General features: G+C 58.3%; 19 protein-coding genes and 7 pseudogenes. 7 read left to right on the top strand and 19 right to left on the bottom strand.

Translation table 11 applies throughout. The features are described 5' to 3' along the window. Positions 1 to 61: 61 nt before the first annotated feature. Positions 62 to 1,261, top strand: a complete 1,200-nt coding sequence (locus tag QA644_RS32540) for an IS256 family transposase (RefSeq protein ID WP_283070916.1) — start codon at positions 62 to 64, stop codon at positions 1,259 to 1,261. 70 nt (positions 1,262 to 1,331) lie between these two features. Here QA644_RS32540 and QA644_RS32545 read toward each other — a convergent pair. After that, a pseudogene (locus QA644_RS32545) lies at positions 1,332 to 1,781 on the bottom strand (integrase); the annotation flags it as partial. Positions 1,782 to 2,360: 579 nt separating this feature from the next. Here QA644_RS32545 and istA point away from each other — a divergent pair. After that, positions 2,361 to 3,845: an IS21 family transposase gene (istA, locus tag QA644_RS32550; protein WP_283072757.1), complete on the top strand. Its 1,485-nt coding sequence runs from the start codon at positions 2,361 to 2,363 to the stop codon at positions 3,843 to 3,845. Beyond that, on the top strand, positions 3,842 to 4,762 hold the full coding sequence (gene istB, locus QA644_RS32555) for an IS21-like element helper ATPase IstB (RefSeq protein WP_283072758.1): 921 nt from the start codon (positions 3,842 to 3,844) through the stop codon (positions 4,760 to 4,762). Before istA ends, istB begins: the two co-directional genes overlap by 4 nt. Before the next feature lie 101 nt (positions 4,763 to 4,863). Here the strand turns inward: istB and QA644_RS32560 are convergent, their stop codons facing one another. From QA644_RS32560 to QA644_RS32570, 3 genes and pseudogenes are all read right to left on the bottom strand, one after another. Continuing rightward, positions 4,864 to 5,241 (bottom strand): hypothetical protein, encoded by a 378-nt coding sequence (locus QA644_RS32560; RefSeq protein WP_283073133.1) that lies wholly within the window; start codon positions 5,239 to 5,241, stop codon positions 4,864 to 4,866. A gap of 82 nt (positions 5,242 to 5,323) precedes the next feature. Further along, entirely contained in the window at positions 5,324 to 6,292 is a 969-nt protein-coding gene (locus tag QA644_RS32565) for an SDR family oxidoreductase (RefSeq protein ID WP_283073134.1), read from the bottom strand. A gap of 12 nt (positions 6,293 to 6,304) precedes the next feature. Beyond that, a pseudogene (locus QA644_RS32570) lies at positions 6,305 to 7,352 on the bottom strand (alkene reductase). Positions 7,353 to 7,447: 95 nt separating this feature from the next. Between QA644_RS32570 and QA644_RS32575 the strand changes: the two are divergent. Then, positions 7,448 to 8,323 carry a LysR family transcriptional regulator gene (locus tag QA644_RS32575; RefSeq protein ID WP_239602634.1) on the top strand — a complete coding sequence of 292 codons (876 nt, stop codon included), beginning with the start codon at positions 7,448 to 7,450 and terminating at the stop codon, positions 8,321 to 8,323. Between the two features lie 383 nt (positions 8,324 to 8,706). On the opposite strand, the gene QA644_RS32580 is transcribed toward QA644_RS32575, so the two are convergent. Then, positions 8,707 to 8,829 carry a hypothetical protein gene (locus QA644_RS32580; protein ID WP_283074089.1) on the bottom strand — a complete coding sequence of 41 codons (123 nt, stop codon included), beginning with the start codon at positions 8,827 to 8,829 and terminating at the stop codon, positions 8,707 to 8,709. A 284-nt stretch (positions 8,830 to 9,113) separates the two neighbouring features. On the opposite strand from QA644_RS32580, the gene QA644_RS32585 reads away from it, so the two are divergent. Further along, entirely contained in the window at positions 9,114 to 9,287 is a 174-nt protein-coding gene (locus QA644_RS32585; RefSeq protein ID WP_283073135.1) for a hypothetical protein, read from the top strand. Further along, positions 9,284 to 9,619, top strand: a complete 336-nt coding sequence (locus tag QA644_RS32590) for a type II toxin-antitoxin system PemK/MazF family toxin (RefSeq protein WP_283073136.1) — start codon at positions 9,284 to 9,286, stop codon at positions 9,617 to 9,619. Before QA644_RS32585 ends, QA644_RS32590 begins: the two co-directional genes overlap by 4 nt. 285 nt (positions 9,620 to 9,904) lie before the next feature. Here the strand turns inward: QA644_RS32590 and QA644_RS32595 are convergent, their stop codons facing one another. The 6 genes from QA644_RS32595 to QA644_RS32620 all read right to left on the bottom strand — a co-directional run bounded on the left by QA644_RS32595 (position 9,905) and on the right by QA644_RS32620 (position 17,168). Beyond that, entirely contained in the window at positions 9,905 to 11,794 is a 1,890-nt protein-coding gene (locus QA644_RS32595) for a sugar phosphate isomerase/epimerase and 4-hydroxyphenylpyruvate domain-containing protein (protein ID WP_283073137.1), read from the bottom strand. A gap of 274 nt (positions 11,795 to 12,068) precedes the next feature. Then, a complete protein-coding gene (locus QA644_RS32600) occupies positions 12,069 to 13,136 on the bottom strand; it encodes an IS110 family transposase (protein ID WP_283073138.1) in 1,068 nt (355 codons plus the stop codon). A gap of 161 nt (positions 13,137 to 13,297) precedes the next feature. After that, entirely contained in the window at positions 13,298 to 14,158 is an 861-nt protein-coding gene (locus QA644_RS32605) for a shikimate dehydrogenase (RefSeq protein WP_283073139.1), read from the bottom strand. 64 nt (positions 14,159 to 14,222) lie between these two features. Then, a complete protein-coding gene (locus QA644_RS32610) occupies positions 14,223 to 15,239 on the bottom strand; it encodes a TRAP transporter substrate-binding protein (protein ID WP_283073140.1) in 1,017 nt (338 codons plus the stop codon). 77 nt (positions 15,240 to 15,316) lie between these two features. Next, positions 15,317 to 16,597 carry a TRAP transporter large permease subunit gene (locus tag QA644_RS32615; RefSeq protein ID WP_239602616.1) on the bottom strand — a complete coding sequence of 427 codons (1,281 nt, stop codon included), beginning with the start codon at positions 16,595 to 16,597 and terminating at the stop codon, positions 15,317 to 15,319. A 10-nt stretch (positions 16,598 to 16,607) separates the two neighbouring features. Continuing rightward, on the bottom strand, positions 16,608 to 17,168 hold the full coding sequence (locus QA644_RS32620) for a TRAP transporter small permease (protein ID WP_283073141.1): 561 nt from the start codon (positions 17,166 to 17,168) through the stop codon (positions 16,608 to 16,610). Positions 17,169 to 17,455: 287 nt separating this feature from the next. Here QA644_RS32620 and QA644_RS32625 point away from each other — a divergent pair, with 287 nt between their 5' ends. Continuing rightward, positions 17,456 to 18,109, top strand: a complete 654-nt coding sequence (locus QA644_RS32625) for a TetR family transcriptional regulator (RefSeq protein ID WP_092588739.1) — start codon at positions 17,456 to 17,458, stop codon at positions 18,107 to 18,109. A gap of 272 nt (positions 18,110 to 18,381) precedes the next feature. On the opposite strand, the gene QA644_RS32630 is transcribed toward QA644_RS32625, so the two are convergent. From QA644_RS32630 to QA644_RS32665, 8 genes and pseudogenes are all read right to left on the bottom strand, one after another. Further along, entirely contained in the window at positions 18,382 to 18,813 is a 432-nt protein-coding gene (locus tag QA644_RS32630) for a type II toxin-antitoxin system VapC family toxin (RefSeq protein ID WP_283073142.1), read from the bottom strand. Beyond that, entirely contained in the window at positions 18,810 to 19,064 is a 255-nt protein-coding gene (locus tag QA644_RS32635) for a plasmid stabilization protein (RefSeq protein WP_028739329.1), read from the bottom strand. Before QA644_RS32635 ends, QA644_RS32630 begins: the two co-directional genes overlap by 4 nt. Positions 19,065 to 19,433: 369 nt before the next feature. Next, positions 19,434 to 19,739: pseudogene (locus tag QA644_RS32640) on the bottom strand (transcriptional regulator); the annotation flags it as partial. Between the two features lie 102 nt (positions 19,740 to 19,841). Then, a pseudogene (locus QA644_RS32645) lies at positions 19,842 to 20,668 on the bottom strand (carbohydrate ABC transporter permease). A 3-nt stretch (positions 20,669 to 20,671) separates the two neighbouring features. Further along, positions 20,672 to 21,505, bottom strand: a complete 834-nt coding sequence (locus QA644_RS32650; RefSeq protein WP_283074074.1) for a sugar ABC transporter permease — start codon at positions 21,503 to 21,505, stop codon at positions 20,672 to 20,674. 102 nt (positions 21,506 to 21,607) lie between these two features. Next, a pseudogene (locus tag QA644_RS32655) lies at positions 21,608 to 22,876 on the bottom strand (ABC transporter substrate-binding protein). Positions 22,877 to 23,017: 141 nt separating this feature from the next. After that, positions 23,018 to 24,104 (bottom strand): annotated as a pseudogene (gene ugpC, locus QA644_RS32660) (sn-glycerol-3-phosphate ABC transporter ATP-binding protein UgpC). Between the two features lie 61 nt (positions 24,105 to 24,165). After that, positions 24,166 to 25,687, bottom strand: a pseudogene (locus QA644_RS32665) (alpha-N-arabinofuranosidase). Positions 25,688 to 25,704 lie beyond the last annotated feature (17 nt).

Below are 25,704 nucleotides of genomic sequence, written 5' to 3' on the forward strand. Positions count from 1 at the left end.
GCCATCAGTGTTTTCCGGTAGGGTCGGGTTGTTCAAGACCAACCTGACGGAAAGACCACCGATGACCAATGACATGATGAACGTGCGCTCGCTTGTTGAGAAGAGCGCCGATGCCGATTTATTGCGCGAGATGATTGGCTTTGCAGCCGAGCGGCTGATGGAGCTGGAGGTTGGCGGAGCCACCGGCGCTGACTTCGGCGAGAAGAACCCGATGCGGCTCGCTCAACGCAATGGCTACCGTGATCGGGATTGGGAGACGCGAGCCGGAACGGTCGAGCTTCGCATTCCCAAGCTGCGCAAGGGCAGCTACTTTCCGAGCTTCCTCGAACCACGTCGGATGGCGGAGAAGGCTCTGACGGCTGTTATCCAGGAGGCTTATATCCAAGGCATCTCGACGCGCTCAGTCGATGATCTCGTCAAGGCGATGGGTATGAGCGGCATCTCCAAGAGCCAGGTGAGCCGCCTGTGCGAAGAGATCGACGTCAAGGTGAAGGCGTTCCTCGATCGTCCCATCGAAGGCGATTGGCCATACCTTTGGATCGACGCGACTTACCTCAAAGTCCGGCGTGGTGGTCGCATCGTCTCCGTCGCCGTCATCATCGCCGTCGGTGTCAACAGCGACGGGCGGCGTGAGGTTCTGGGTATGGAAGTCGGCACGTCCGAAGCTGAGCCGATCTGGACGGAATTCCTGCGCAGGCTGACACGCCGGGGTCTGCGTGGCGTCAAGCTCGTCGTCTCCGATGCGCATGAAGGGCTCAAGGCCGCGGTCACCAAGGTTCTCAGCGCCACCTGGCAGAGGTGCCGGGTTCACTTCATGAGAAACGTCCTGGCACATGCCGGAAAGAGCGGCAGGCGGGTCGTATCCGCTTTCATCGCAACGGCCTTTGCCCAGGAGACCCCGGAGGCAGCAAGCGCTCAATGGCGCAGCGTCGCCGATCAGATCAGGCCGAAAGTGCCGAAGCTCGCCACCATCATGGACGATGCCGAAGAGGACGTGCTCGCCTACATGACCTTCCCGAAAGAGCACCGGGCAAAGCTGCATTCGACGAATCCAATCGAGCGTCTCAATGGCGAGATCAAGCGACGCACCGAGGTCGTCGGCATCTTTCCGAACGACGAAGCCATCGTCCGTCTCGTCGGCGCACTGCTGCTCGAACAGAATGATGAATGGGCCGTCCAACGCGCCAGATACCTGACACTTGAGACCATGGCGCAAATGAGCGATGATCCCCAAATCAGTCTGCCCGCTGTGGCGCGCTGATATCCCTCCGGCCCTATGTCGGAAAGCACGGCCATCAGCCGCGAGCTACACCACTTCCATGGACACGATCTAGCCCAATTGCAGTTACCCACTCATCGACCAATCGGGCATACTGGCGAGTGCTGAGATGATCGGAATGATCGACTCGACTGGGAAAGGCGTAGTCGTCAATTGTTCCACCTCTCCGTTCAAGCCATGCAAGCAGACTTGCCCTGACGTCGGCCGTGATCTCAAACTGTACGGGACGACCGGTCTTTTGCTGGACGACCATGGCGCGGGTTCGAATTTCTTGACCTGTGACGAGGGTTCCGATTTTGACCTTAACAAGATCGCAGCCTCGGAGCTTACTGTCGATTGCTAGATCAAACAGCGCGCGATCTCTCATGCGCCCCTCCCGGTCGAGGAAGAAGCGGATCGCCCAAATCTGGCGCTGCTTCAGGGGTTTCTTGACGCCGACCTTTCGGCCGGCGTTCCATGCCGGTCGGCCCAGTGCGGCAGGATCGTATTGTGCAATACCCATTTGAGTTCTCCCTTCGGCCACCATTGGCCTTCAAGAAAACGCATGATCTCAAGGATTCACGGGGCCGGAAGCGGACTGACAGCTTTCGAGAACTGAGACCATGAAAGCTGCCGATCCGAGACAGCCTTGTGAGAACTGCGGCCATTCAGTGCGAGCCCACCCGCTGGAGCTGAACGACAGGTATGGCCGCGAACCCTGGCTGACGGCATGACAGAATATTTGACGCTCTCTAAGGCATTGGCTCGCTGTCCGAACCGCATGCGACCCGAGTTGGAATGAGCTAACCAACCGAAGCTCCTACATCAGGTTGAAACGCCCCATGCCGAATAGGTGCGCCGACGAGCCTCCGCCATGATCTCGGCGTCTTCAGGTGCAGGGCGGCAATCAAGGTGAGACGAAGCGTCAATCAAGATGAGACTCGGCAGCAGCAGTGGAACGTCGTGAGGGCGTAGCCCGAGTGGAGTTTCACTGCTGCTGAGCGCTGATTTTGCGTCTGGTGATCACGGTTGGCCGGTACTTTGGGTTCTTCGAAGAACGGGGAACCACTCTGTGCCAGGTCGTCACGTAACCGATCATCAGATGAGGCTTTTCATGAAGTTACGACAGGAGCACACGACTGAAGTCGCCGCCGCAAAGGCTTCGATCAGTAGAGCGACCGCTTACCGCATCGAGAAGAAGCCGCAGCTTCCATCACAAACCAAGAAGACGCGGGAACGTCGTCGTCCCGATCCACTCGCTCATATCTTCGACGCCGAGGTCGTTCCGCTTTTGAAGGCGGCACCCGGAATTCGCGCCGTCGCTGTCTTTGAGGAGATGCTGCGCCGGCATCCAGAGCTGAGCGAAGGCGTTCGCCGCACAATGGAGCGCCGTATTCGTTCATGGCGCGCTGTTCACGGCGAGGAACAAGAAGTGATCTTCCGGCAAATTCACGAGCCAGGTCGATTAGGATTGTCCGACTTCACAGACATGAATGAGATTGGGATCACGATCGCAGGCCAGCCGCTCGATCATCTGCTTTATCACTTCCGCTTGGCATATTCCGGCTTCGAGCACGCGCATGTCGTCCTTGGCGGCGAAAGCTTCGTGGCTCTGGCAGAAGGATTGCAGAATGCTTTGTGGTTCCTCGGAGGCGCTCCGCTTTATCATCGCAGCGATAGCCTGTCGGCGGCCTTCCGCAATCTGGATGCCGATGCAAAGGATGACCTGACCCGGCGATACGCCGAGCTTTGCGCTCACTATCAGATGACCCCAACGCGCAACAACAAAGGGATAGCTCACGAGAATGGCTCGATCGAGAGCTCGCATGGTCATCTCAAGAATTCGATCCGCGATGCGCTGTTGATGCGTGGCACGAGAGACTTCGACGATCTCGATGCCTATCGGGGCTTCATTGATGAGATCGTCAGCCGACGCAATGCCCGATATGGCAAGCGCATTGATGCTGAGCGTGCCGCGCTTCAGCCGTTGCCCGGAACACGGTCCAGCGATTTTGAGGAAGTTGTCGTTCGCGTTTCTCGCAGCGGCGGCTTTACATTGCGAAAGGTCTTTTACACGGTGCCATCACGCTTGATTGGGCACCGGCTACGGGTGCGCATGTTCGATGATCGTCTCGACGTCTTTATAGGCGGCACGCATCTGATGACGCTTCGAAGAGGTCGTGGTCACGCCAGCGGCAAACATGACCAGGTCGTCGATTACCGGCATGTCATCCATTCCCTTCGCAAAAAGCCGATGGCGCTTCTCCAGCTTGTTTACCGCGACAAGCTCTTCCCTCGACAGGAATATCGAAGAGCCTTCGAGATCCTGCTCGACCGGCTTTCCCACAAGCAGGCATGCAAGATCACCGTCGAACTCTTGGCCTTGGCACACGATCGCGGCTGTGAACATGAGCTTGCCGGAAGGCTGCGCAAAATACTCGACGCGGGTGATCTGCCGGACATCGTCAAACTGCGAACCTTCTTCGCTCCCGACCCCGCGCGGTTGCCGACCGTCAACGTCCATCTTGCCTCTCTCAATGGCTACGAGGCCCTGATCGATACTCGCCACACCGGAGACGCCGCATGAAGAACGCCCACGCTATTGATGCAGCCAGGCTCGGCATCATGCTGAATGAACTTAGGTTGCCGGCAATAAAGGTACTTTGGCCTGACTTTGCCGAGCAGTCCGACAAGGAAGGGTGGCCGGCGGCGAGGTTCTTATCCGCCATTGCCGAGCACGAACTGTCGGAACGCGATCGCCGCCGCATTGAACGTCATCTCGCCGAAGCGCGATTGCCGCCAGGAAAGACCCTCGATAGCTTCGACTTCGACGCCGTCCCAATGGTCTCGAAGGCGCAGGTTATGGCCATCACTGCTGGCGATAGCTGGCTCGCAAAGGGTGCCAACATTCTCTTGTTTGGACCACCAGGTGGTGGAAAGAGCCATCTCGCTGCAGCAATCGGGCTGGCGCTCATCGAGAATGGTTGGCGTGTGCTGTTCACGCGCACGACGGAACTCGTTCAGAAACTGCAAGTAGCTCGTCGCGAACTCCAGCTCGAATCCGCCATCGCCAAGCTCGACAAGTCCGATCTGCTGATCCTCGATGACCTCGCTTATGTCACCAAGGACCAGGCGGAGACGAGTGTGCTCTTCGAGCTCATCTCTGCGCGTTACGAGCGACGATCAATTATGATCACCGCCAATCAGCCCTTCGGAGAATGGAACAGGGTCTTCCCAGATCCCGCCATGACCCTCGCAGCCGTTGATCGTCTCGTCCATCATGCAACCATCTTTGAGATGAACGTCGAAAGCTATCGTCGCCGAGCAGCGATGGAGGCAAAACGACAGCGCGGCAGGCCAGCCTCCTATGCGACAATCAGGAATACCGCTGAGATTGACGCTGCGCGACAATCAGAGACCGACGAAGTTGTTGCCCGCGACAATCATGATGATACGCTCACCGACAACCGCGACACCAGAGTCTCATCCAGATTGTCGCGCTGATCTCATCCAGATTGTCGCTCTATACTTCAGGGGTAGCTCCCAAGAACCCGCCGTGAGGACCAGCTTCGATAACGTGGAGTTCGGCCGTCACGCCTGCATTCCTATTCGGCGATCTTCAGCTTCGCGGTCAGAGCGCACATCTCGCCACCGCCGACGACGAAGCCGCCGCCATGGATGTCGAAATAGGCTACTTCCGCGAGGCGCCCCCTGGTTCCCTCCGGATTGGCTCGGCGGAGTTCTGCGCCGTTCGGCAACGCAATCACCGTCGCCGATCCCTGAAACCCGGCTGCGAGCGGTCCCATCATGTCGAGCATGGGTTCCATAAATGCCGAGAGCGCTGGCGGCTCTACGTGCGTCTGCCCGGAAGTGGCCAGCTGATCGGTCCTCTGAGTCAAATAGGTTTGGGCCTGCGGACTTAAATTCGTCGGCACGGGGATCACCTGCTCCGGCCGTTTAAGCGCTGTCGGATCACTTATCATAAGTCCTTCCTCCATGATTTTCTGATTCAGCCGAAAGACAGGCGCCCATCTCGCTACTCTTGAAATGCCGGCACACTATACTTCACGAAATTAGCTGCTGACTTTTCGCCCATCGCGTGATCGCATCTCTGGATGTAGGGGCAGGTCCAAAGAAGTGTTCTTGTTGCGAAATGTTCGAAACATAGACGCCCTTCTTGAAGAACAGGAACATCTGGATCAGATCGTACCCAAGCTCGGAAAACAGCTTTACCGGGCGCGCGAGCAAGCGGAAAACCAGCCAGGGCACAACCCGCACCTTGAGACGTTTCTTTATAACCTCGGAGACGAGATCGGCGATCTCTTGCTGGCTCTTGGGGCCATCGCGCCAGCCGACATCGATCGTTTGGTTGTTCATCTCGCTACCAAGAAACGTCGCGGCTTTGGCGAGATATGACGCCAGATCATCTGTCAGAACATAGGACCATCTCGTGGTCTTATCGCCCAACGCCAGGAACCGGCCAGCTTTCACACCCTTCGCAATGATGTCTGAGCTTTGATCGAGAAATGTGGGGGCGCGGACAAATACATATGGCACACCGGAGGCCTTGATCAGATCCTCTGCCACTTTCTTGGCGTGGAAATGCGGCACTGCTGACGCAGCCTCGCAGCTGACGATGCTGAGAAAGACAAATCGGCCAACATTGGCTCTTGCTGCGGCCTCAATAAGATTCTTGTTGCCCTGGAAGTCCGTGTCGAGGCTTCCTTTCATGTAACTGTTAGCCGAGCTGACGACGACGTCCACGCCCTGCAAAGCACGATCCAATGAAGCTGGATCCATCATGTCGCCGCGCACCCATTCGACATCGGCGCTCTCATTTGAGGGCGCGCCCTTACGCGACATCGCAACGACGGCCACATTCGTATCATGCGCAAGGTTGCGGAGAATCTTGGCTCCGAGAAACCCTGTTGCGCCGACGACCAAGACCTTCTTTTTCGCCGTCGCGCTTGAACTTGCGGTCTCGGCAAGTGCCTTATTATCCGAGGCAGTGGAGGGATGGGGTGATTGAGTCAATCTAATCTCCTGTCATGGTCTGGTATCGGTTCGGGCGCTCAGGGCGGGGTAATCGATGTAGCCTCGCGCGGTACCGCCGAAGAAGGTGTTATGGTCTGGCTCGTTCATCGCCGCATCAGCCTTCAGCCGCGCAACGAATCATCTGACCATAGGCTTCGAGATCGGACAGCCCCGAAGCCACGTCGGCGCCGATCTGGTCGCGCGGACGACCCGGCCGGTTGAGGATCAGCGGCTGGTGCCAGAGCTTGCGAATATCGACCAGCAACGGTTCGTTGCCCTGGTGCATGATGTGCACATAGGCGAGCCCGAGCTTATCGAGTTCAGCAATAAGATAGCGGTAGAGATCCGGCCCTTCGGCGCCTTCGTCGATCCCCCACATGGTCGTGCCTGGCGACAGGCGGATCGGGGTTCGGTCTGCGCCGATCTCCTCTGCGATCGCCGAGGCAACCTCGATGGCGAAGCGGGCGCGGTTCTCCATAGGGCCGCCATATTCGTCCGTGCGCGTGTTGGCACTCGGCGCGAAGAACTGCTGGACGAGGTAGGCGTTCGCGCCGTGAATCTCCACGCCGTCGGCACCGGCCTCGATCGCTGAGCGGGCCGCGTGGCGGAAATCGGCGACGGTCTGGCGCACTTCTTCGGTCGTCAGCGCGCACGGCGTGGGAATGCCCTGCATCCCGGTCACCGTGAACATACCCGTCCCCGGCGCGACGCCCTGGCGATGATGCGGCGTGTTGTCGGGATGCGACATGCGTCCGGCGTGCATGAGCTGGATGAAGATATGGCCGCCCTTGTCGTGCACGGAAGAGGTGATCTTCCGCCAGCCGGTGACGTGTGCGGGAGTATAGATGCCCGGGGTAGTGAGATAGCCCTGGCCGTCATCCGAGGGCTGGGTGCCTTCAGTGACGATCAGACCGACGTCGGCGCGCTGGGCATAATATTCGGCAGCCAACTCTCCTGGCGTACCGTCGAAGGCAGCGCGGCTGCGGGTCATAGGCGCCATCACCAGCCGGTTGGGAAGCATGCAGCGGCCAATGCAGGCCGGGGTGAACAGTGGATTCATTAGGGTCTCCATTCGTTGGAGTTCTTGTCCACTATTCCAATCTCGGGATAAATTCAGCAGAATTGAAATCAGTTTTCCATCTATGGAGCAATCAGATGAGTCATTTGAACGACATGGCGCTGTTCGTGGAGGTCGCTAGAGCCAGGAGCTTTCGGAAGGCCGCGGAGGCTCTCGGCATGCCAAACTCTACTCTGTCGCGACGCATTAGCGAACTGGAGAAGGCAATCGGCTTGAGGCTCCTGCATCGCACGACGCGCAAGATCGAGCTCACCGAGGCCGGCCAGCTCTATTATGAACGAAGCAAGCGAATCGTTGACGAGGCACGGCTCGCGCACGAACAGCTCGGCGCGATGCTTGAGCAGCCCAGCGGTGTCCTGCGGGTTTCGCTCCCAGTCGACCTCGCTATTTTTTACCTCACACCGATCATCGGCGATTTCGCGCGGCACTATCCCGGCATCACGTTCGAATTCGACCTGACCCCACGCCGTGTCGATTTGGTGGCCGAGCCGTTCGATGTGGCGATCCGCATAGGCAAACTGGAAGATTCCAGTCTGATCACTCGTCTGATCGGGCGGCATTCGCGCCACCTCTATGCGTCTCCTGGCTATATCGAAGCTTCAGGCGAGCCCGCCACACCGGCGGACCTGGCGAAGCATGAATGCATCGGCATGCTGCGGAGCCCGACCTGGACTTTGCACCAGGAGGTAAACAAGGTCGATGTCGCCGTTCGCGGCCGCTTCACGCTCAACAGCGTCGGGATGATCCGCGCCCTGGCGGTCAACCACCAGGGCATCGCCCTGCTTCCCGAGAGGATCGTCGCCGAAGACTTGGCCACTGGCCGGCTCCGACGCATCCTGCCCGAATGGCAGGGGTCGACGGTCAGCATTTACGCCGTCACCGAAACTCGCCTTATTCCAGCCAAGACCCAGCGGTTCATCGAATTCCTGTCCTCCACGCTGATGGAAGCTTGAACCTGGAGGTTCTTATGGAAGCACGCGGGATCGGCAGCTTTTGGATAGTTGCGGTTTTGATGGTCTAAGACCGGAATAAGGGCGCATAGTTGCCATAGCGCTCCACGGTCGGTGGCATTTGATATCGAGTACCGGAATTATCCGCCCAAGGTGTGAGCGGCACACCGGTTACGCTCAAGCTTTGGAATAACGATACGATACACAAGGCCCTGAAAAAGATCAGCTCGACCACAAAGACGTCCGCGCTGGCGAAGCTCCGATTGCGTCGTGGCCTTTAGGCTATCCCAGTGGAATGATGGCAGCCAGACCACAGAGTGAGGAATGCAGCGAATGACCTTTCCGTTTTGTCGTAGCGGGTGGCGATGCGCCGAAACTACTAGACCCTATCCCCGATAGCCGCGCCTTTCGACAATCTCGAAGAACAGACCTTCACCGTAGGTAGGACTGTAGAGCTGGAAATATTCGCCATGCTCGTCGCGGTCATAGAGGATGTTGTTCGCCTTCAATCGTTCCGCAAATTCCGCGGGATACGAAGCGGTAGCGAAATTATCTCGGTCCGTGAGATAACGGCAGTCGGTGCGCGGCCGCAATCTTGAGCTCGAATGACGGCTTGCCAGAGGCAAAATTGTAACTACATTGTAAGTGCTAAATGTAAAACATAATGAGGTTGCCATGCCCCGCGCCGGTCATCCGAAGGGCGATACGTTCAATTTCCGAATCGATCCCGCCTTGAAGGCCGCATTCACACAGGCGGCGGAATCTGAAGATCGGCCCGCCGCCCAGCTATTTTATGCGGGCCTATGTCGAACGCCAGAAGCGCAAGGCATTTGAGGGCGCGGCGCGGCGGCAATCGCTTGCCGTGGCCAAACGCGCCCGCAACTCCGAGAGCGACGAGGCAAAGTCTCTGAAGGAGCTGGATGCACTCATCAATGAAGAACAGCTCAGGGACGAATGGAAGGCATGAAGCGCGGCGACCTGGTGACGTTTGCCGTCAGTGGTGACTATGGCAAACCGCGCCCTGCGCTCATTGTGCAAGACGACGCATTTGCCGAACTGCCTTCCGTGACCTTGCTGCAAATAACCAGCGACGTCCATGACGAACACTTGATCCGAATCACGATGCAGCCCAATGACGGCAATGGCTTGCTCAAACCTTCACAGGTGATGGTCGACCGCACCATGACCGTACCGCGATCAAAGACAGGCGCAGTATTCGGCAGGCTGGATTCGAATACGATGGCAATAGTCGACGCGGCGATGGCACGGTTCTTCGGTTTAGGAAGCCGCGGCCTATGACGAACAACGGCAAGGGAAGGTCGTGTCTCAAGACGACAGCGCGGTCGATGCGGCAAGGGACGCGGTCGACGATCGAAACGAACGGCGCACAGCTCGGCGCGGAAATAACCATCATCGGCAAAGCGTAAAGGCGGAATTCGACAATGAGAGAATCCGACAACCCCTGGAATATGGCTCTGATTTGGACGGATCTTTCAGGACCTTGCCACGGCCGCCGAGCGACTGGGCGCCACACGAAAGCGTGATAACTGACCAGTATTTTCGCAAAGATCAGTAAGTCTGCCGTCAGGCCCGCGGTACGCCCGCCGGCCGCAGATGCTTTCTGAGCGCAGCGATGCGGAAAATGGCGTTTGCCGCACCGTATCCCCGATAACCGCGCCTTTCGACAATCTCGAAGAACAGACCTTCACCGTAGGTAGGACTGTAGAGCTGGAAATATTCGCCATGCTCGTCGCGGTCATAGAGGATGTTGTTCGCCTTCAATCGTTCCGCAAATTCCGCGTCCAGACCGAAACGGGCTTCCAGGTCGTCATAATAGTTCGGCGAGATCGCAAGGGGTACGAAGCCGTTTGCGGAAAGGGCAGCGGCAGCGGAAAAGATATCCTGCGTTTTGAAGGCCAGATGCTGGATGCCGGAGCCGAAGGTTTCGGCGATGAAGTGGCCGGCAAGTGTGTTGCGGTTTTCGGCACCGTTCATGGTGATGCGCAGCGACCCGTCGGCATTTTCTATGGCTTGGCTTCTCACTATGCCGGACGGATCGATGATGTCGACCATCGGCGTCTTATGAGCATCGAGGATCGATGTGTAGAACAGCAGCCAGGTGAGCAATTCCTCATATTTCATGGTCTGGGCTATGTGATCGATCGACTGCAGCCCGACAGGCTCAGGCGCTGCTGTGTCTTCGACCGGATCGAACTCGATCTCCCATATGCGGGCAAGCTCCGTCTTGGGGTCGAGGAAGTAGAGGATGCCGCCGCCGACACCGCGTACGGCCGGCATCTCGATCTCGCCAGCATCGAGGGGTTGCCGAAAGCGCTCGGCGCCCAGGGCCACGGCGCGTTCGACTGCCGCCTTCGCATCGCCGACCATCAGGCCGGCAGCATAAGCCGTCGTGCCATGGACAGCGAATGACGCGCCGGCAAAGCCCTTTTGCTCGGTATTGACGACAAGATTGATACCGCCTTGGCGAAAGACTGTGACACTCTTGGTCTTGTGTCTCGAAACCTTTCGAAAACCGAGGCTTGCAATCAACCTTTCGAGCTGCGGCGCTTCGTCCTCGTCTACCGTGAACTCGACGAATGCAACACCTTCGACGGAGGCGCGCGGCGGCATCGCGGGGACGGGCAAGGAGCTTTCCGGCTCCTGCCGCTTTACCTGATCGCCGAGATAGATCAGAGAGCGCTGGCCATCGACGGCGATTGCCGTGGGCGAGCCGCCGCGGAACTGATCGTTGAAAATCTCCAGCGACAGATATCCGTCGTATCCGGTTGCCGCCACGGCTTTCATGAAGTCCAGGACCGGCAAGTCGCCCTCGCCGGGCATGTTGCGGAAATGCCTGCTCCAGAAAAGCAGATCCATGTCGATCAGGGGCGCATCGGCAAGCTGGATGATGAAGATCTTTTCTTTCGGGATCGAGCGGATCGAGTTGACGTCGATCTTGCGCGACAGCGTATGGAAGCTGTCGAGGATAAGGCCGATGTTGGGATGGTCGGCACGGCGCACGATCTCCCAGGCGTCGCGGTGATCGTGAATGTGCCGCCCCCAGGCCAGCGCCTCGTAACCCACCCTCAGCCCGCGCTTTGCCGCGCGCTCGCCAAGTTCATGAAAGTCGACCGCGGCTCGGTCGAGACCGCCAAGCGATGCCGGCGACACATTAGAGCAGACGAGTACCAGATCCGTGCCCATTTCCTGCATGACGTCGAATTTGCGCTCGGCACGGTCGAATGTGCGGCTGCGAAGCGGCTCGGGCATTCCCTCGAAATCACGGAACGGCTGAAATAATGTGATCTCCATCCCGAGATCACGCACCATCTTGCCGACCTGACGCGGGCTTTCATCAAAGATGAGGAAGTCGTTTTCGAATATCTCGACGCCATCGAAACCGGCCTTGGCGATCGCTTCGAGCTTGTCGCGGAGATCGCCGCTCAACGATACGGTCGCTATAGACGTCTTCATCGGCCTGCTCCAATGAAAGAACACAAGGGGCAAAACGCCTTCAACTGGCGGCTTTTCCTTGGGTTCGGTTATGGTTTGATCAGCTTTTTTGCCGATCGGCTAAATCTCTTTCTTTCGCTGGACAGAGTGTTGCCGTCCTGCGGTTCTCGAACCAATCTCCAATGCGTGACCTGATGCGTTAGCTTCGGTCACAGAGTGACGTTCGGCTCCCGGTTTCCCATTCTCCTCCTTAAGGAGCGCAACCCGGGACTTGACCGGGCTCGCTAGTAGACCATCAGGACAACCGGGATATCGTCAGCACGCCTTCCATGGTGCTTTCGCCGCGCCGCTCATAGGCGCGCTGGTCACGCAGGATCTGGAAGGCGATCGTCAAAAGTTTGCGCGCAATGGCAACGCGCGCCTTGTTTACTCCTCTGAACTTCAGATGCTCGTATTGGGCGCGCAGCTGCACATCGCTGGCGATGGCAGGGGCCACCGCCTCGACGAAAGCCCAGCGCAGCCACTTGTTGCCCTGCTTGATGATCTTGCCGTGAAAGGTCTTGCCGCCGGAGGAATAGGTCGACGGCACCAGCCCGGCATAGGCGGCCAGCTTCTTCGGGTTGCGAAACCGCGCTATATCGTCGATCTCCGCATCGATCAGCCTTGCAAAGAACTCGCCGATGCCGGGGATCGTCTTCAACAGCTTCACATTGCCATTGGCCTTGGTCATCGCCCGGATCGTCCTCTCCGACTGCTTGATCCGCTCATTGATATCGCCGATGAAATCGAGGCCACGATCGATCTGGATGCGGTCGATCTCTGAGACCTTCACCTGCGCCAGCTGGACGCGACCGGCCTTGCCGAACAGATCAGCGAGCTTCTTCAGCTGTGCCGTCTGTTCCGGATAGCGATCAAACACCGTGACGATCCGGTTCTTGGTCATCGTCCGCAGCCGCACGTAGAACATCCGCTCACGCAGGGCGACACGCAGTTCTCGGGCGCGTTCGCCGGGCGCCCAGGCCTCCGGCACCAGATCGGCTCGGAGCAGATGCGCCAGCACCGTCGCATCGATCTTGTCGGTCTTGATCTTGGCGTCGGCAATCGCCTTGACCTTCCAGGGATGGGCGAGAACGACATCATCACAAATGTCGTCGAGCCAGTCGTAGATCACCATCCAGTTGCGGGTCGCCTCGACAACCGCATGCGAATTCTCCCGGTAGCGTTCCAAAAACCCACCCAGAGACTGGCGGTCGTTCTTCACCCGGCCGGATCTCAGCGTCTTGCCGCTGCTGTCCTGCACCACCAAGTGGCTATAGGATTTGTGGTAGTCGACGCCGATATGGTAATCATAAGAGGCAGTCATGCTTCCAACTCCCTTATTGAGATTTTCCGAACCCCAGTAAGGTAAGCCGAAAGGCTGGAAGTGTGACTGTCCCTCGATCATCGACTGCATCTCAGTGATCCGTTCTCTCCAGCGGCGCGGCCCTCTTTCATGCCACCTCCCTTGTGCTGTCGAATGGAGGGTTATTCGGTCATGGCCTTGAAATGCGCGAGCATTCGGGCTGCATCCGGCGTTCGTCCTGTCAACAGACGAAAGGCGCCAACGGCCTGGAAGACCGCCATGCCTCCGCCATCGAGCGTCCGGCAGCCGCGATGTCTGGCCTGCCTCAGCAGTTCGGTCTCCAAGGGGAAGTAGACGATCTCGGCGACCCAGTGCCGTTCCTCAAGCAGTTCCGGCGGCAAGGGGGTGCCCGGATACTTCGTCATTCCGGTCGGCGTTGCATGTATGAGGCCGGCTGCCTGCCCCATCTCGGATGCCAGATCCCTTCCGGTGATGATGGAAGCAGCGGGAAAGAGCCGCGCCATCGTTTCCGTCAAAGCGGCAGCACGTTCGGCTTCGCGATCGAAGACGGCCAACCTCTGCAAGCCAAGAAAGAGCATTGCATAAGCGGTCGCAACGCCTGCGCCGCCAGCACCGAGCTGGACGCCCGAAGAAAGATCGGCGTCCGGCAGCCCGCGACGGAAGCTTTCGGCAAAGCCCCACCAATCGGTATTGTGTCCATATCGCCGTCCATCCTTGAAAACGACGGTATTGACGGCCCCGAGAGCCCGCGCCTCGGATGACAGGTCGTCCAGACAAGAGATGACGATCTGTTTGCAGGGATGGGTGATGTTGAGGCCTGCAAGGCCTTGAGCTTCGGCCTTAGCCAGAAGTTTCGGCAGGTCGGCTGGCGAGGCGCCGATCCGGTTAAGGTCGATCAGTTCATACTCGTAGTTCAGACCCTGGGCGGCACCCTCCTTCATATGCATGGCGGGTGTCAGCGACGCTTGGATGCCGGCGCCGATCAGGCCGGCCTTTAGCGGTCTTATGATTGTTTCGGCCATCCGTCTTTTCCGTGGTTCCGATGAGAAAGGGACCAGGCCCGCAGCAGCGGGCCTGGTCCTTTGCTTATTTGCCGCGAACGGTGTCGAGTTCCTTCATGAGCTGGGCGACCGTTTCTGCGCCGATCTGAGGGCTGAACTTGTCGATCAACGGCTTGACGGCGTCGCGCAGCTTCTGCGTCTCTTCCGGGCTCAGTTCGCTGACTTCCATGCCGGTCTTCTTGATCTCTTCGATCGCCTTGGCGTCCATCTCGCGCGAAACCTTGCGCTGATAGTCGCGCGCCTCGGTTGCGGCCGATTGGAAGAGGGCTTTTTCTTCATCGTTGAGCCCATCCCAGAACTTCTTGCTGATGAGCACGATCTGCGGATTGTACTGATGGCGGGTCACCGTCATGTACTTCTGCACTTCGAAGAACTTGGCATTGATGATGTTCGCAGCCGGATTTTCCTGGCCGTCGACAGTGCCGGTTTCGAGCGCCGTATAGAGCTCGGTGTATGGAAGCGGAACGGCGTTGGCGCCAAGGCTGTTGAAGAGCTCGATCGGGATCGGCGACTGGATCGTGCGGATCTTAAGGCCCTTGATGTCCTCAAGCTTGGTGACTGCGTGACGATTGTTCGTCAGGTTGCGGAAACCGAGCTCCCAATAGGCAAGACCGACGAGGCCGGTATCCGGCAGAAGCTTCATCAGACCGGAGCCGAACGGTCCGTCCATCACCTTGTCTGCTTCCTCGCCGCTATTGAAGAGGAAGGGCAGATCGACGGCGCCGAACTGCTTGACATTGCTTGCAAGGATGCCGGCATTGAGCACCGTCATTTCGATGACGCCGCCCTGCAGCGCCGAGACGGTCTGAACGTCGCCGCCAAGCACACCGCCGGGAAAGAGTTTCACCTCGATCTTGCCGCCGCTCTTCTCCTTCAAGAGCTCGGCGAACTTCTCCATTCCCATGACCTGGGGATGGCCCTTGTTGTTCGCCGACGCGAATTTGAGCTGATGCTCGCGGATTTCGGCCATGGCCGGGCCGGTTGCCAGCAATGCGATCGGCAACGCCAATCCCAATGCCAGCTTCGTCAATTTATTCAGCATGTCTTCCTCCCAGGTTGTGGCCGGCATCTCCCTCCGGCCGCGTTGAAATTCGTTCGCCGTTGCCGACGAAACTACGATCAGTGTCCGAACCACGAGACCGGGACGGTCACCAGTTGCGGAAACAGGACGAGCAGAAACAGAACGATCAGTTCGGCGATGAGAAAGGGCATCACGCCCTTCATCAACTCTTCCATTGAGAGCTTCGAGACGCCGCAGATGACATTGAGCACGGTGCCGACCGGCGGCGTGATCAGGCCAATCGCGTTGTTGATGATGAAAAGCACGCCGAAATAGACCGGATCAATGCCCGCCTGCTTGATGATCGGCATCAGCACCGGCGTCATGATCAGGATCGTCGGCGTCATGTCCATGGCGGTTCCGACGACGACGATCAGCACCATGATGGCGAGCAGCAGAAGGGTCTGATTGTCCATCAGCGGTTCGACCAGGGCCGCGAGCTCGCCGGGCACGTCGGCAACTGTGATCAGCCAGGCGGAAACCGCCGCACAGGCAACCAGGAACATGACGACGGAGGTGATCTTGGCGGCCGCCACGAAGACATGAAACAGTCTCGCCGGGGGTAGTTCGCGATAGATGACCATCGAGACGAAGAGCGAATAAACAGCGGCAACGACGCCGGCTTCGGTTGGCGTGAAGACGCCGAATTTCAAGCCGACGATGATGATGACCGGCAGCATCAGGGCCCAGATGCTGTCGATGAAGGCTTTGAGACGCACCGCGCCGCTCTGCTTCGGGGGAAGTGCGAACTGCTCCTTTCGAGCAACGATCAGCCAGGTGACGCAGAGTGCGGCTGCGATCATAAGGCCCGGGAAAATTCCCGCCAGAAAAAGCTTGGTGATCGAAACGCCGCCGACCACGCCGAACAGGATGAAACCGATCGACGGAGGAATGATCGGCCCGATAACGGAAGCTGAGGCGAGGAGGCCGCCGGTGCGGGCCGGGTCGTGTCCGGACTTCTGCATCATCGGAAAAAGAAGCGCGCCCAGGGCCGCTGCATCGGCAACGGCCGACCCGGAAAGGCTCGAAAGGACACAGGCGGCGAAGATGGCGACAAAACCGAGGCCGCCGCGGACATGGCCCACCATCGCCATAGCAAGCTCGACAATGCGACGAGAAAGTCCGCCGGTATTCATGACCTCGCCGGCAAGAAGAAAGAAAGGCACCGCCATCAGCGGAAAGCTATCGGCGCCGTTCAGCACGTTCTGCGCCACGATCTGCGCATCGAACATGTCAAGATACATCATCAAAGCAACGCCGCTGATGATAAGGGCAAAGGCGATCGGCACACCAAGCGCCATGGGTCCGAGAAGTGCTCCGAGGAAGATGGATACAGTCATTTCCCGCCCCTCAATGCTTTGTCACGAGCTTGGCAAGTGCCGGATCGTGATCCTCGAGCGCGACTCGTTCCTCACTGTCGCGGACAAGTTCGACCGTCGTGACATCGATGCGGCCCGTGGCGATCGCGAATGCGTCCCACAGGAGAATGAGAAATGCCGGAATGCCGAACGCCAGACCGGCGCCGTAGAAGACTGCCATCGAAATCCCGGTTGCCGGCGCTGCCACATGGACGTTGATCATGGTCTGCGTCCAGGCACCGCTGATCATCAGCCAGGTCGCCAGCAGCATCATTGCATGCCCGCCGAGCGCAGCCATTCTGGCAGCCGTGGGTGGCAGGCGCCGCAGCACGGAATCGACACCGAGATGGCCATGCTCGCGCATTGCGACGACCGCGCCGAGAAATGTCAGCCAGACGAAGAACATCCGCGACAGCTCTTCGGAGGACGTGATGCCCTGATTGAAGGCATAGCGAAGGACGACGTTGCCGAAGACGAGCACGACCATGCCTGCCAGCAAGAGCGCGATCGTCGCCTTCAGCACGAGAAAATAGAAATCGATGATGCGGGTCATTCGCTCCTCCCAAAGCGTGGGCAACAGATCCAAGTGTTCTTCCGACGTCCGTCAGTCGCGCGGGAAACGCGCATCTGAGCGCGGAGACCCCCGCGCCCCTCCTCCGGGACATGTTGCCTTGTCTTCAAAATGTACTAACTAGTTCGAATGTCAAGCGGTGATCTATTGAAACGGACGTGCAAGGTGAATATGACTTTGTCGTCGAGCGCCACGAATGGCAGCCTCCACGTTCAGGCTCCGTTTTGACGATTGGAAACAGCGGTTTAGGGAATATGGTCGTGAGAGTGATGGCGGAGCGGGCTGAAAACGGACGAAAGAACGATCCGCAGCGGACGCAGGCGGATATTCTCGTCGTCGCGACGAAGGAGTTCGCGACCCATGGCCTCGCCGGTGCGCGCGTCGATGCGATCGCGGAAAAGACCCGCACCTCGAAGCGGATGATCTATTACTATTTCGGCAGTAAGGAGGGTCTCTATCTCGCCGTCCTGGAGCAGTCCTACCGCAAGATCCGCTCGCTGGAAGCCGACCTTCAGCTTTCGAACCTTGAGCCGGAAGCAGCGCTGCGCACGCTAATCGCAACGACCTTCGATCACGACGAGGCCAACCCGGATTTCGTCCGGCTGGTGAGCATCGAGAACATTCATCACGCCGCGCATATGCTGCGCTCGGATGCCATCCGCGACCTCAACGTCTCGGTCATAGAGACGATCGCTAAAATCCTGGAACGTGGTTTCGAACAGGGCATATTTCATCGCAAGGCCGATCCGATCGATGTCCACATGATGATCAGCGCCTTCTGTTTCTTCCGCGTCTCGAACCGCTATACCTTCGGCACGATTTTCAGGCGGGATCTCTCGGAAAGCGAGACCATCGACCGGCACCGCGGAATGATCGCCGATGCCGTCGTCAGCTATCTCAAGTCCTGCCCGTCGCCGGATTGACGCCGGCCAGCTTTGCGGCGGCGATCAACCATGTTGTATCGGAAGAAGGACGAGGCGCGAACAACCGGTTGTGCAAATGAGTAGGGCAGATGTCCAACTCGACAAGGCCTGAAGGTTCCTCGTAGCCGCGGCCGCCGATACCGGTAATGCGAGAGGGCGTTCATTTGCGTGGCGCACTCTTTGCATAAAAAGGGAGATTTTCTCCGGAGATCCACTTCGGGCCACAATCTGATCGACCGCCTTGATAGGAATCGAACTCACGACGACTTAGATTAATATCTTTTTTGTAGTGACCAAGGATTGATCACTTTCACCCCGGCGGCCTCGAAAGGGCTGGTGTCTCGAGTTGCGACCGCGAGGCCGTTCGCTGCTGCTGTGGCTGCAATATATCCATCCGCCTTGCCGATCGCTTTCCCGGATACTCGAGCTCGTACCATCAGCTCCGAGTAGAACTGCGAGGTGGCAAGGCCGAAAGGCAGGATGCGCTCGGCAAAGTGCGGAAGCACTTCGCCCTCCAGGCGATCGCGAAGGATAATTTGCCGTTTGCCTGAGGGCATGGCAGCGATCCCGAAACGAAGTTCAGCAATTGTTATCGCGGAAAGGAACAGTGTCTCGATGGCTTGGGCGTCCATCCACTCGATCACTGCCCCGTCAGGAACCGGTTTCCACGGCTCCGATATCACATTGGTATCCAGCAAGATCATTCGAAAGTCATCGGCTCGGCAGGCGCTTTATCGCGATTTTGCTGCAGGGCTTCAACGTCGTGGTTGGAAAGCTCAGCGTCACGACCTATGGCCGCGAGTAAGGAGCCGAGTTTCACGCGTTCAGATGGACGAACGGCGGCCTCGATAATGTCACGGATTTCGGCCTCGGTGCTTCGGCCATGGTGAGCTGCTCGCACCCGTAGGGCGCGATGCGTTTCATCAGAAAGATTGCGAATAGTTACCGCCGGCATTGATATCACCCTTCTAGAAACGATGACTTTGATATCGAAATACACCAAATGATATCGTTTTTCAAGGGGCTAGATGTGCGACCCTATCAAATTCGATCACGTTGAAGTTGAAATTCCGCTGATGGAGCATTGCATCCGTTCAGTTCACCGCGCACATCGTTCCGGTCTTTCACATCCTCGACCGCCAAGACTGAGCCATTCGGCGTGCACGTCCGCACGGACTAGAGAGTGCTAAGTTTCAAGCGTCACACGGGAACTTTTTGCCGAAAGCCACGTTTGTCTGCTGTCACCGAACTCGACCAAGTCGATGACATTCATGGGGCTCGCCGACATGACAGGAGGCGAGCTCCTTCCGTTTCCCTGGTTTGCTCAAAAATAGATCGACATCACCAGGTCCTGGTCGAAATCCCCGAAGCCCTTGCCAAAAATATTCATGCCGCCCGGATTGTCCGCCTTCTCGTCAATGCCGATGCGAAAGCGAATGGAATGATGATCGGCAATACCGAGCGAGGCAATCGTCTGTGTCGAGACCATCGCACCATCGATCCAGGTTCCCTTGTCGTCGATCGTCCAGGTCTTGAGCTTGCCGTACTGCGAGCCGCTGAGTTTCCACCAAGCCGGCGAGTACATGCCGCGCCGATCGCCGAAATCGCCCGGTGACGTCCAGTGGCCGGCGGTGTCGCCGCCTTTTTTATAGGTGCCGGCCCGCGCCACGGGAGAGCTGCCGCGGACCGGCTGGGCCTTCTCACCTCGGCCCGAAAGGTGTTCTTCACTCGTCTAGCCCTTGATGCCGGAAGAGAGCATCAGCGCCTGCGTCACGCGCTTCTGGAAGAGCAGATAGGCAACTGCGACGGGCATGGCGGCGAGGATCGCGACGGCCATGTCACGGGCATATTTGACGCCGAAGGCATCGCTGATCTGGGTAATGCCGACGGGAACCGTCATCATGTCCTCCGAGCTCGTGACAAGGAAGGGCCACAGGAAGGCGTTCCAGGCGATGATGTAGGTAATGATCGCAAGTGCCGTGGTAATTCCCCAGTTCAGTGGCAGATAGAGCTTGAAGAGGATCTGGAATTCCCCGCAGCCATCGAGCTTTGCCGCTTCGCGCAGTTCCTTTGGAACGGAATCGAAGAACTGCTTGTAGACTATGACGACCACCGGAACGACCAGTTGCGGCAGGATGATGCCACCCCAGGTTTTGATCAGGCCCAGCCGGTGCATAAGCACGAACTGCGATACCACAAGAGCCTGCGATGGCACACCATGAAGCTCGCGAGGATGATGCCATAGAGCAGTTTGCGGCCCGGAAAGACGATCTGCGACAGCGCGTAGGCGCACATCACGCTGATCACGATCACGACGATCGTGACGGTGACCGAGGTCACGATCGAATTCATGTACCAGGTGGCGAGATTGGTATTGAAGAGCGCAAAGTAATAGGCCGAAAAGTTGAAGACGTCCGGAATGAAGGTCGTTTTCGATACCACCTCCTGCTCCGGTTTGATCGATGTGACGATCGCCCAATAGATCGGGAATGCCCACATACAGGCGATGCACAGGGTCAGGACGAGAAGAAGCGCGTTACCGATAGTCTTGCCGGGCATGTGTCAGCGCTCCCTTACGCGCAGAAGCTGGTATTGCAGCACGGAAACGACGATGATGATCAGGAAGAGCATCACGGCGACCGCCGAGCCGACACCACCATGATTGAGGCGGAAGGCCTCGCGGTAAACAAGCTGCAGCAGCACATAGGTCGAGTTGAACGGTCCGCCTTCGGTCATCAGATAGACCTTGTCGAAAATCTTCAGCTGCAGGATAAGCTGGAGCGTGAGAACGAGCGCCGTGACCGGCCAGATCAGCGGCCAGGTGATGCGGCGGAAGCACTGGAGGCGCGTCGCACCGTCGAGCATCGCAGCCTCATAATAATCCTGCGGAATATTGCGCAGTCCGGCGATGAAAAGCAAAAGGTTGAAGCCGTTCGTCCACCAGACCGTGACGAGGGCCACCATCGGCATGGCCCAGACGGGATCACGGAAAACACTGACGCGCTTGCCGGTGAAGAATTCGATGATGTACTGCGCGATGCCGAACTGCTGGTCGAGCACCCATTGCCATATCTGGGTCACGACCGAAACCGGCAGGATATAGGGGATGAAGAAAAGCACGAGTATCAGGCTCTGCAGCCAGCCCTTCAGCCGCACGACCATCAGCGCCAGACCAAGGCCGATCAGCGTATTCGGAATGACGGTCAACAAGACGAAATAGCCGGTGTTCCACACGGAGGTATAGAAGAGCTTCTGGCCGAAAAGCTTCACATAGTTGCCGAAGCCAACCCACTGCCCCACGCCGATCAGTGGCGCGTCGGTGAAGCTCAAGGCAAACATCTTGTAGACCGGGTAGGCAAACACGACCAGATAGGCGGTCAGAAACGGCGCGATCATGATGATCGCCGTCAGCGTCTTGCCTCGTCTTTCACTGCTGAACACTAAGCATCTCCTTCAAGCGCAAACGCCGGCCGGAGGGTCGCTCCGGCCGACGAATTCTCACATCTGGCTCTGCAGTTCTTCGCGCATCTGCTCGATCGCGTCTTCCGGTTCGAGCTGCCCGTTCAATGCCGGAACCACGAAGTTCTGCGTCGCATCGTAGATCTGCGACGCCTGCGAGTTTGGAGACCGGATCGAAGACAGCCGTGTCTGCGAGCTTCGCATAGGTCGCGTTCGGCTGCATTTCCTTGAATTCCTTGCTGTCGGTCACGGGCTTATAGGCCGGAATGTGACCCGCGCTCGCCCAGGAGATGCTGTGCTCGTTCATCCAGTTGATGATCTCGAGTACGATCTTCACCTTCTCCGGAGCGATCGGCTTGGCATCGCTGTTCGGGATCGCGAAGGAGTGCGAGTCCGCCCAGGTCGCCTGCGTACCCATGAGGTTCGGTATTTCGATGGCACCCCATTCAAAACCGAGATTGCCGTTCTTCTGGAGGTCGACCATGGTCGGCACCTCCCAGACGCCGTTGATATGCATGGCGGCCTTGCCGGAGGTGAAAAGCGCAATCGAGGCTTCATAGGAAATCAGTTTCGGCGAATAGCCGGTGGAGACCCAGTGCGCCATGGTCTGCAGCGCCTTGACGCCGGCATCGCCGGGCAGGATCTCGTCTGCGTCGATGAACTTCGCGCCCTGCTGTGAAAGCAGGGTATAAAAGACGCGCCACATCGAACCGCCTTCGTCGGTATGCAGCGACAACGGATACTCGACCTTGCCGGTTGCCTTGATCTTCTCGAGCGCGGCATTGAAATTGTCGAGCCCGTCGAGACCCTTGGGCAGACCGTCGTCGCCCAGCAGCCCGGCCTCTTTCAAAATGGTCTTGTTGTAGTAAAGGACGATCGAATGAACGTCGAAGGGAATGCCATAGACCTTGTTGTCAAAAGTCGCCTGTTTCCAGGCCGCATCGACGTAGTTTTCCTTCTTGATTCCGGCGGAAGCGAGCTCTTCATCCGAAAATGGCCGCAGGATGCCGGTCGGAACGGCGAGCGGATAACGCGACATATGATATGATAGGTCATGATGTCGGGCTGCTGGCCGACGGCTGCGGACGTCTGCACCTTCGTATAGAAGGGAACGCCCCATTCAAGCGTCGTCGCGTTGATCTTGATGTCCGGGTGGGTGTCGTTGAACTCCTTGATGAGCGCCTTCATGCGGATACCGTCACCTCCGCTTAAGAAATCCCACCAGGTAATATCCGTCTGTGCGAATGCCGCTGCCGAGGGCAGCAATGCGATTGCCGCCGAAACGGCCAGTTTCAATAGTATTTTCACGTCGGTTCCTCCTCGAAAAATTCATGGGTTGTGACCATCGCGTGGTACGAAACGGTCTTTTCCGCAAACCTCCTCCAAGGTCCGCATCCTCGTCCTGCATTCACTTCCGAAATCCGGGCGCAGACGCCCGAATTGCGGCTATCAGCTGAGCCTCCTGCCTTCGCTGTCGAAGGCCAGCATTTCGGGCACCCTCAAAGAGAGGTTGATCTTTTCCTTGGGCTGCGGGCGGCTGTCGCGGCACTCGACCGTCATTTCCGCGCCACTCGCAGTCAGAATGTGCAGGTAGCCGGTGCCGCCGAGCTCCTCGGTGAACTCGGCCACGGCCGGAAGCGTCACAGTGCCTTCGCCCGCCCCGAGCCCGATATGCTCCGGACGGACGCCGACATGGACGGATGCGCCGGCAGCAACACCCGTACGCGTCGGCAGATCGAACGGCTGGCCGGGCGCGTCTTCAAGCTCGACCCGCAAAAAGCCTTGCCCTGCGTTTACGACTTTTGCCTTCAGAAAGTTCATGCCCGGCGAGCCGATGAAGCCTGCGACGAACATGTTTTGCGGATCGCGATAGAGCTCGAGCGGCGCGCCGACCTGCTGGACGACGCCTCCTCTCAGCACGACGATCTTGTCGGCAAGGCGTCATCGCCTCCACCTGGTCATGCGTGACATAGACCATGGTCGCGCCGATCTGCCGGTGCAGGCGGGCGATCTCCATGCGCATCTTTACGCGCAGTTCGGCGTCAAGATTGGACAGTGGCTCATCAAACAGGAAGACGCGCGGCTCGCGCACGATCGCCCGACCGATCGCCACGCGCTGGCGCTGGCCGCCGGAAAGCTGGCTTGGCTTGTGATCCAGATAGTCACCGAGACGCAGAATGTCCGCCGCCGCCTTGACCTTCTGCTGGATCTCCGCTTTTGGCCGGCGCGCGATCGACAGGCTGAACGCCATGTTTTCGAAAACGGACAGATGCGGATAAAGCGCATAGGACTGGAAGACCATCGCCACGCCGCGCTTGGAGGCCTCCCTGTGCGTCACGTCGTCGTTTTCGATGCGGATTTGCCCGCCGCTCGTCTCCTCCAGCCCCGCAATCATTCTGAGCAACGTCGACTTTCCGCAGCCCGAGGGGCCGACAAAAACCGCGAACTCGCCCTGTTCTATCTCGGTATCGACGCCATGAATGACCTTGAACGAGCCGAACGACTTGCTGACATTCGCCAGCTTGATACCAGACATGCATCCTCCCGATTGTCGTTTTGATCGGGGCGGCTCCTGCGCCGCCCCGATGGCAATCAGTTCACGCCGAGGCGACAGACAGCAGTATGAAATGATAGGATTTTGCCGGCAGGGGCCCGATGAGCGCACCCTCGTCGGTGATGGAAAGACCTGTGCCCGGTCTTGGGACGATGCGCTCCTGGTTCTCGACCGCGTTCCTGGCTTTCAGATCCTCGCCGGTCATGACGTGATGTTGCACGATCTTGAGACCCTTGAAGCCTTGCAGGTCGACGCTGAGGTCGATCGCCTCGTCAAGGCTGCGGTTGATCGCAAAGAGCGCTATTGGTCTTGCCATCGTCGTGCAGCACCGCCGACAGATCGAGATAGGGCACGTCCTGCGCGACCTCGCAGTCGTAAGTCGGGCCGGATGACGACACCGTCAGCGCCGTGCCGCGACCGTATTTCGAGGCAAATTGCAGCGGATAATAAATCGACTGGCGCCATGCCGGACCGCCGGCCTTGGTGAGGATCGGCGCAATCACATTGACGAGCTGCGCCATGCAGGCGATCTTGACCCGGTCAGAGCGGCGGATGAAGACATTGATCAGCGAAGCGACGAAAATCGCATCTTCGAGATTATAGAGCTCTTCGAGGAGCGGCGGCGCTTCCGGCCAATCCCAGCTCGCGATACGCTCGCCGTCTTCCTTGCGGTCGTGATACCAGACGTTCCATTCGTCGAAGCAGATCTTCACGTCGCGCTTCGACCGCTTCTTCGCCTTGATGTAGTCGATGACGCCGCCGATGGTGACGATATAACGATCGAGCTCGATCGCCTTGGCATAGTAGTTCAGCGTGTCGTTTTCTTCGTTGCCGAAGTACTTGTGCAACGAAATGTAGTCGACGCTGTCATAGCTCGCATCGAGTACCGTCGCCTCCCATTCGGGATAACTCTTCATCTTGTCGTTGGACGAGCCGCAGACAACCGTCTCCAGGGTCTTGTCGAAATATTTGAAGGCCTTGCTGACCTCGTTGGCGAGGTGGCCGTACTCGGCCGCACTCTTGTGGCCGACCTGCCAGGGACCGTCCATCTCGTTTCCGAGGCACCAGGTACGGACATTGTGCGGGTCCTTGTAGCCGTGCTTGGCGCGCAGGTCGCTCCAGTAGGTTCCGCCCGGATGATTGCAATATTCGAGGAAGTTGCGGGCATCGTTCAGTCCGCGCGAGCCGAGGTTCATGGCAAGCATCATCTCGGTGTTGGCAAGCTTCGACCAGTCGGCGAATTCGTTGATGCCTACTTGGTTGGTTTCACGTGTTCGCCACGCAAGATCAAGCCGGGTTGGACGCTGGTCCCGCGGTCCGATACCGTCTTCCCAATGATAGGCCGAGACGAAATTGCCACCCGGATAGCGCACGATCGGCATGTCGAGATCGCGCACCATATCAAGAACATCGGTTCGAAAGCCGTCCTTGTCCGCCTTCGCATGGCCCGGTTCATAGATGCCGGTGTAAACGGCGCGGCCCATGTGCTCAAGGAAGGAGCCGTAGACCCGCTTGTCGACGGTCGAAATCGTGAATTCCCGGTTGAGTGTGGCTTTTGCCCGCATGAATGTTCCTCGTTTAT

Source organism: Rhizobium sp. CC1099 (assembly GCF_029714385.1).
GTDB lineage: Bacteria > Pseudomonadota > Alphaproteobacteria > Rhizobiales > Rhizobiaceae > Rhizobium.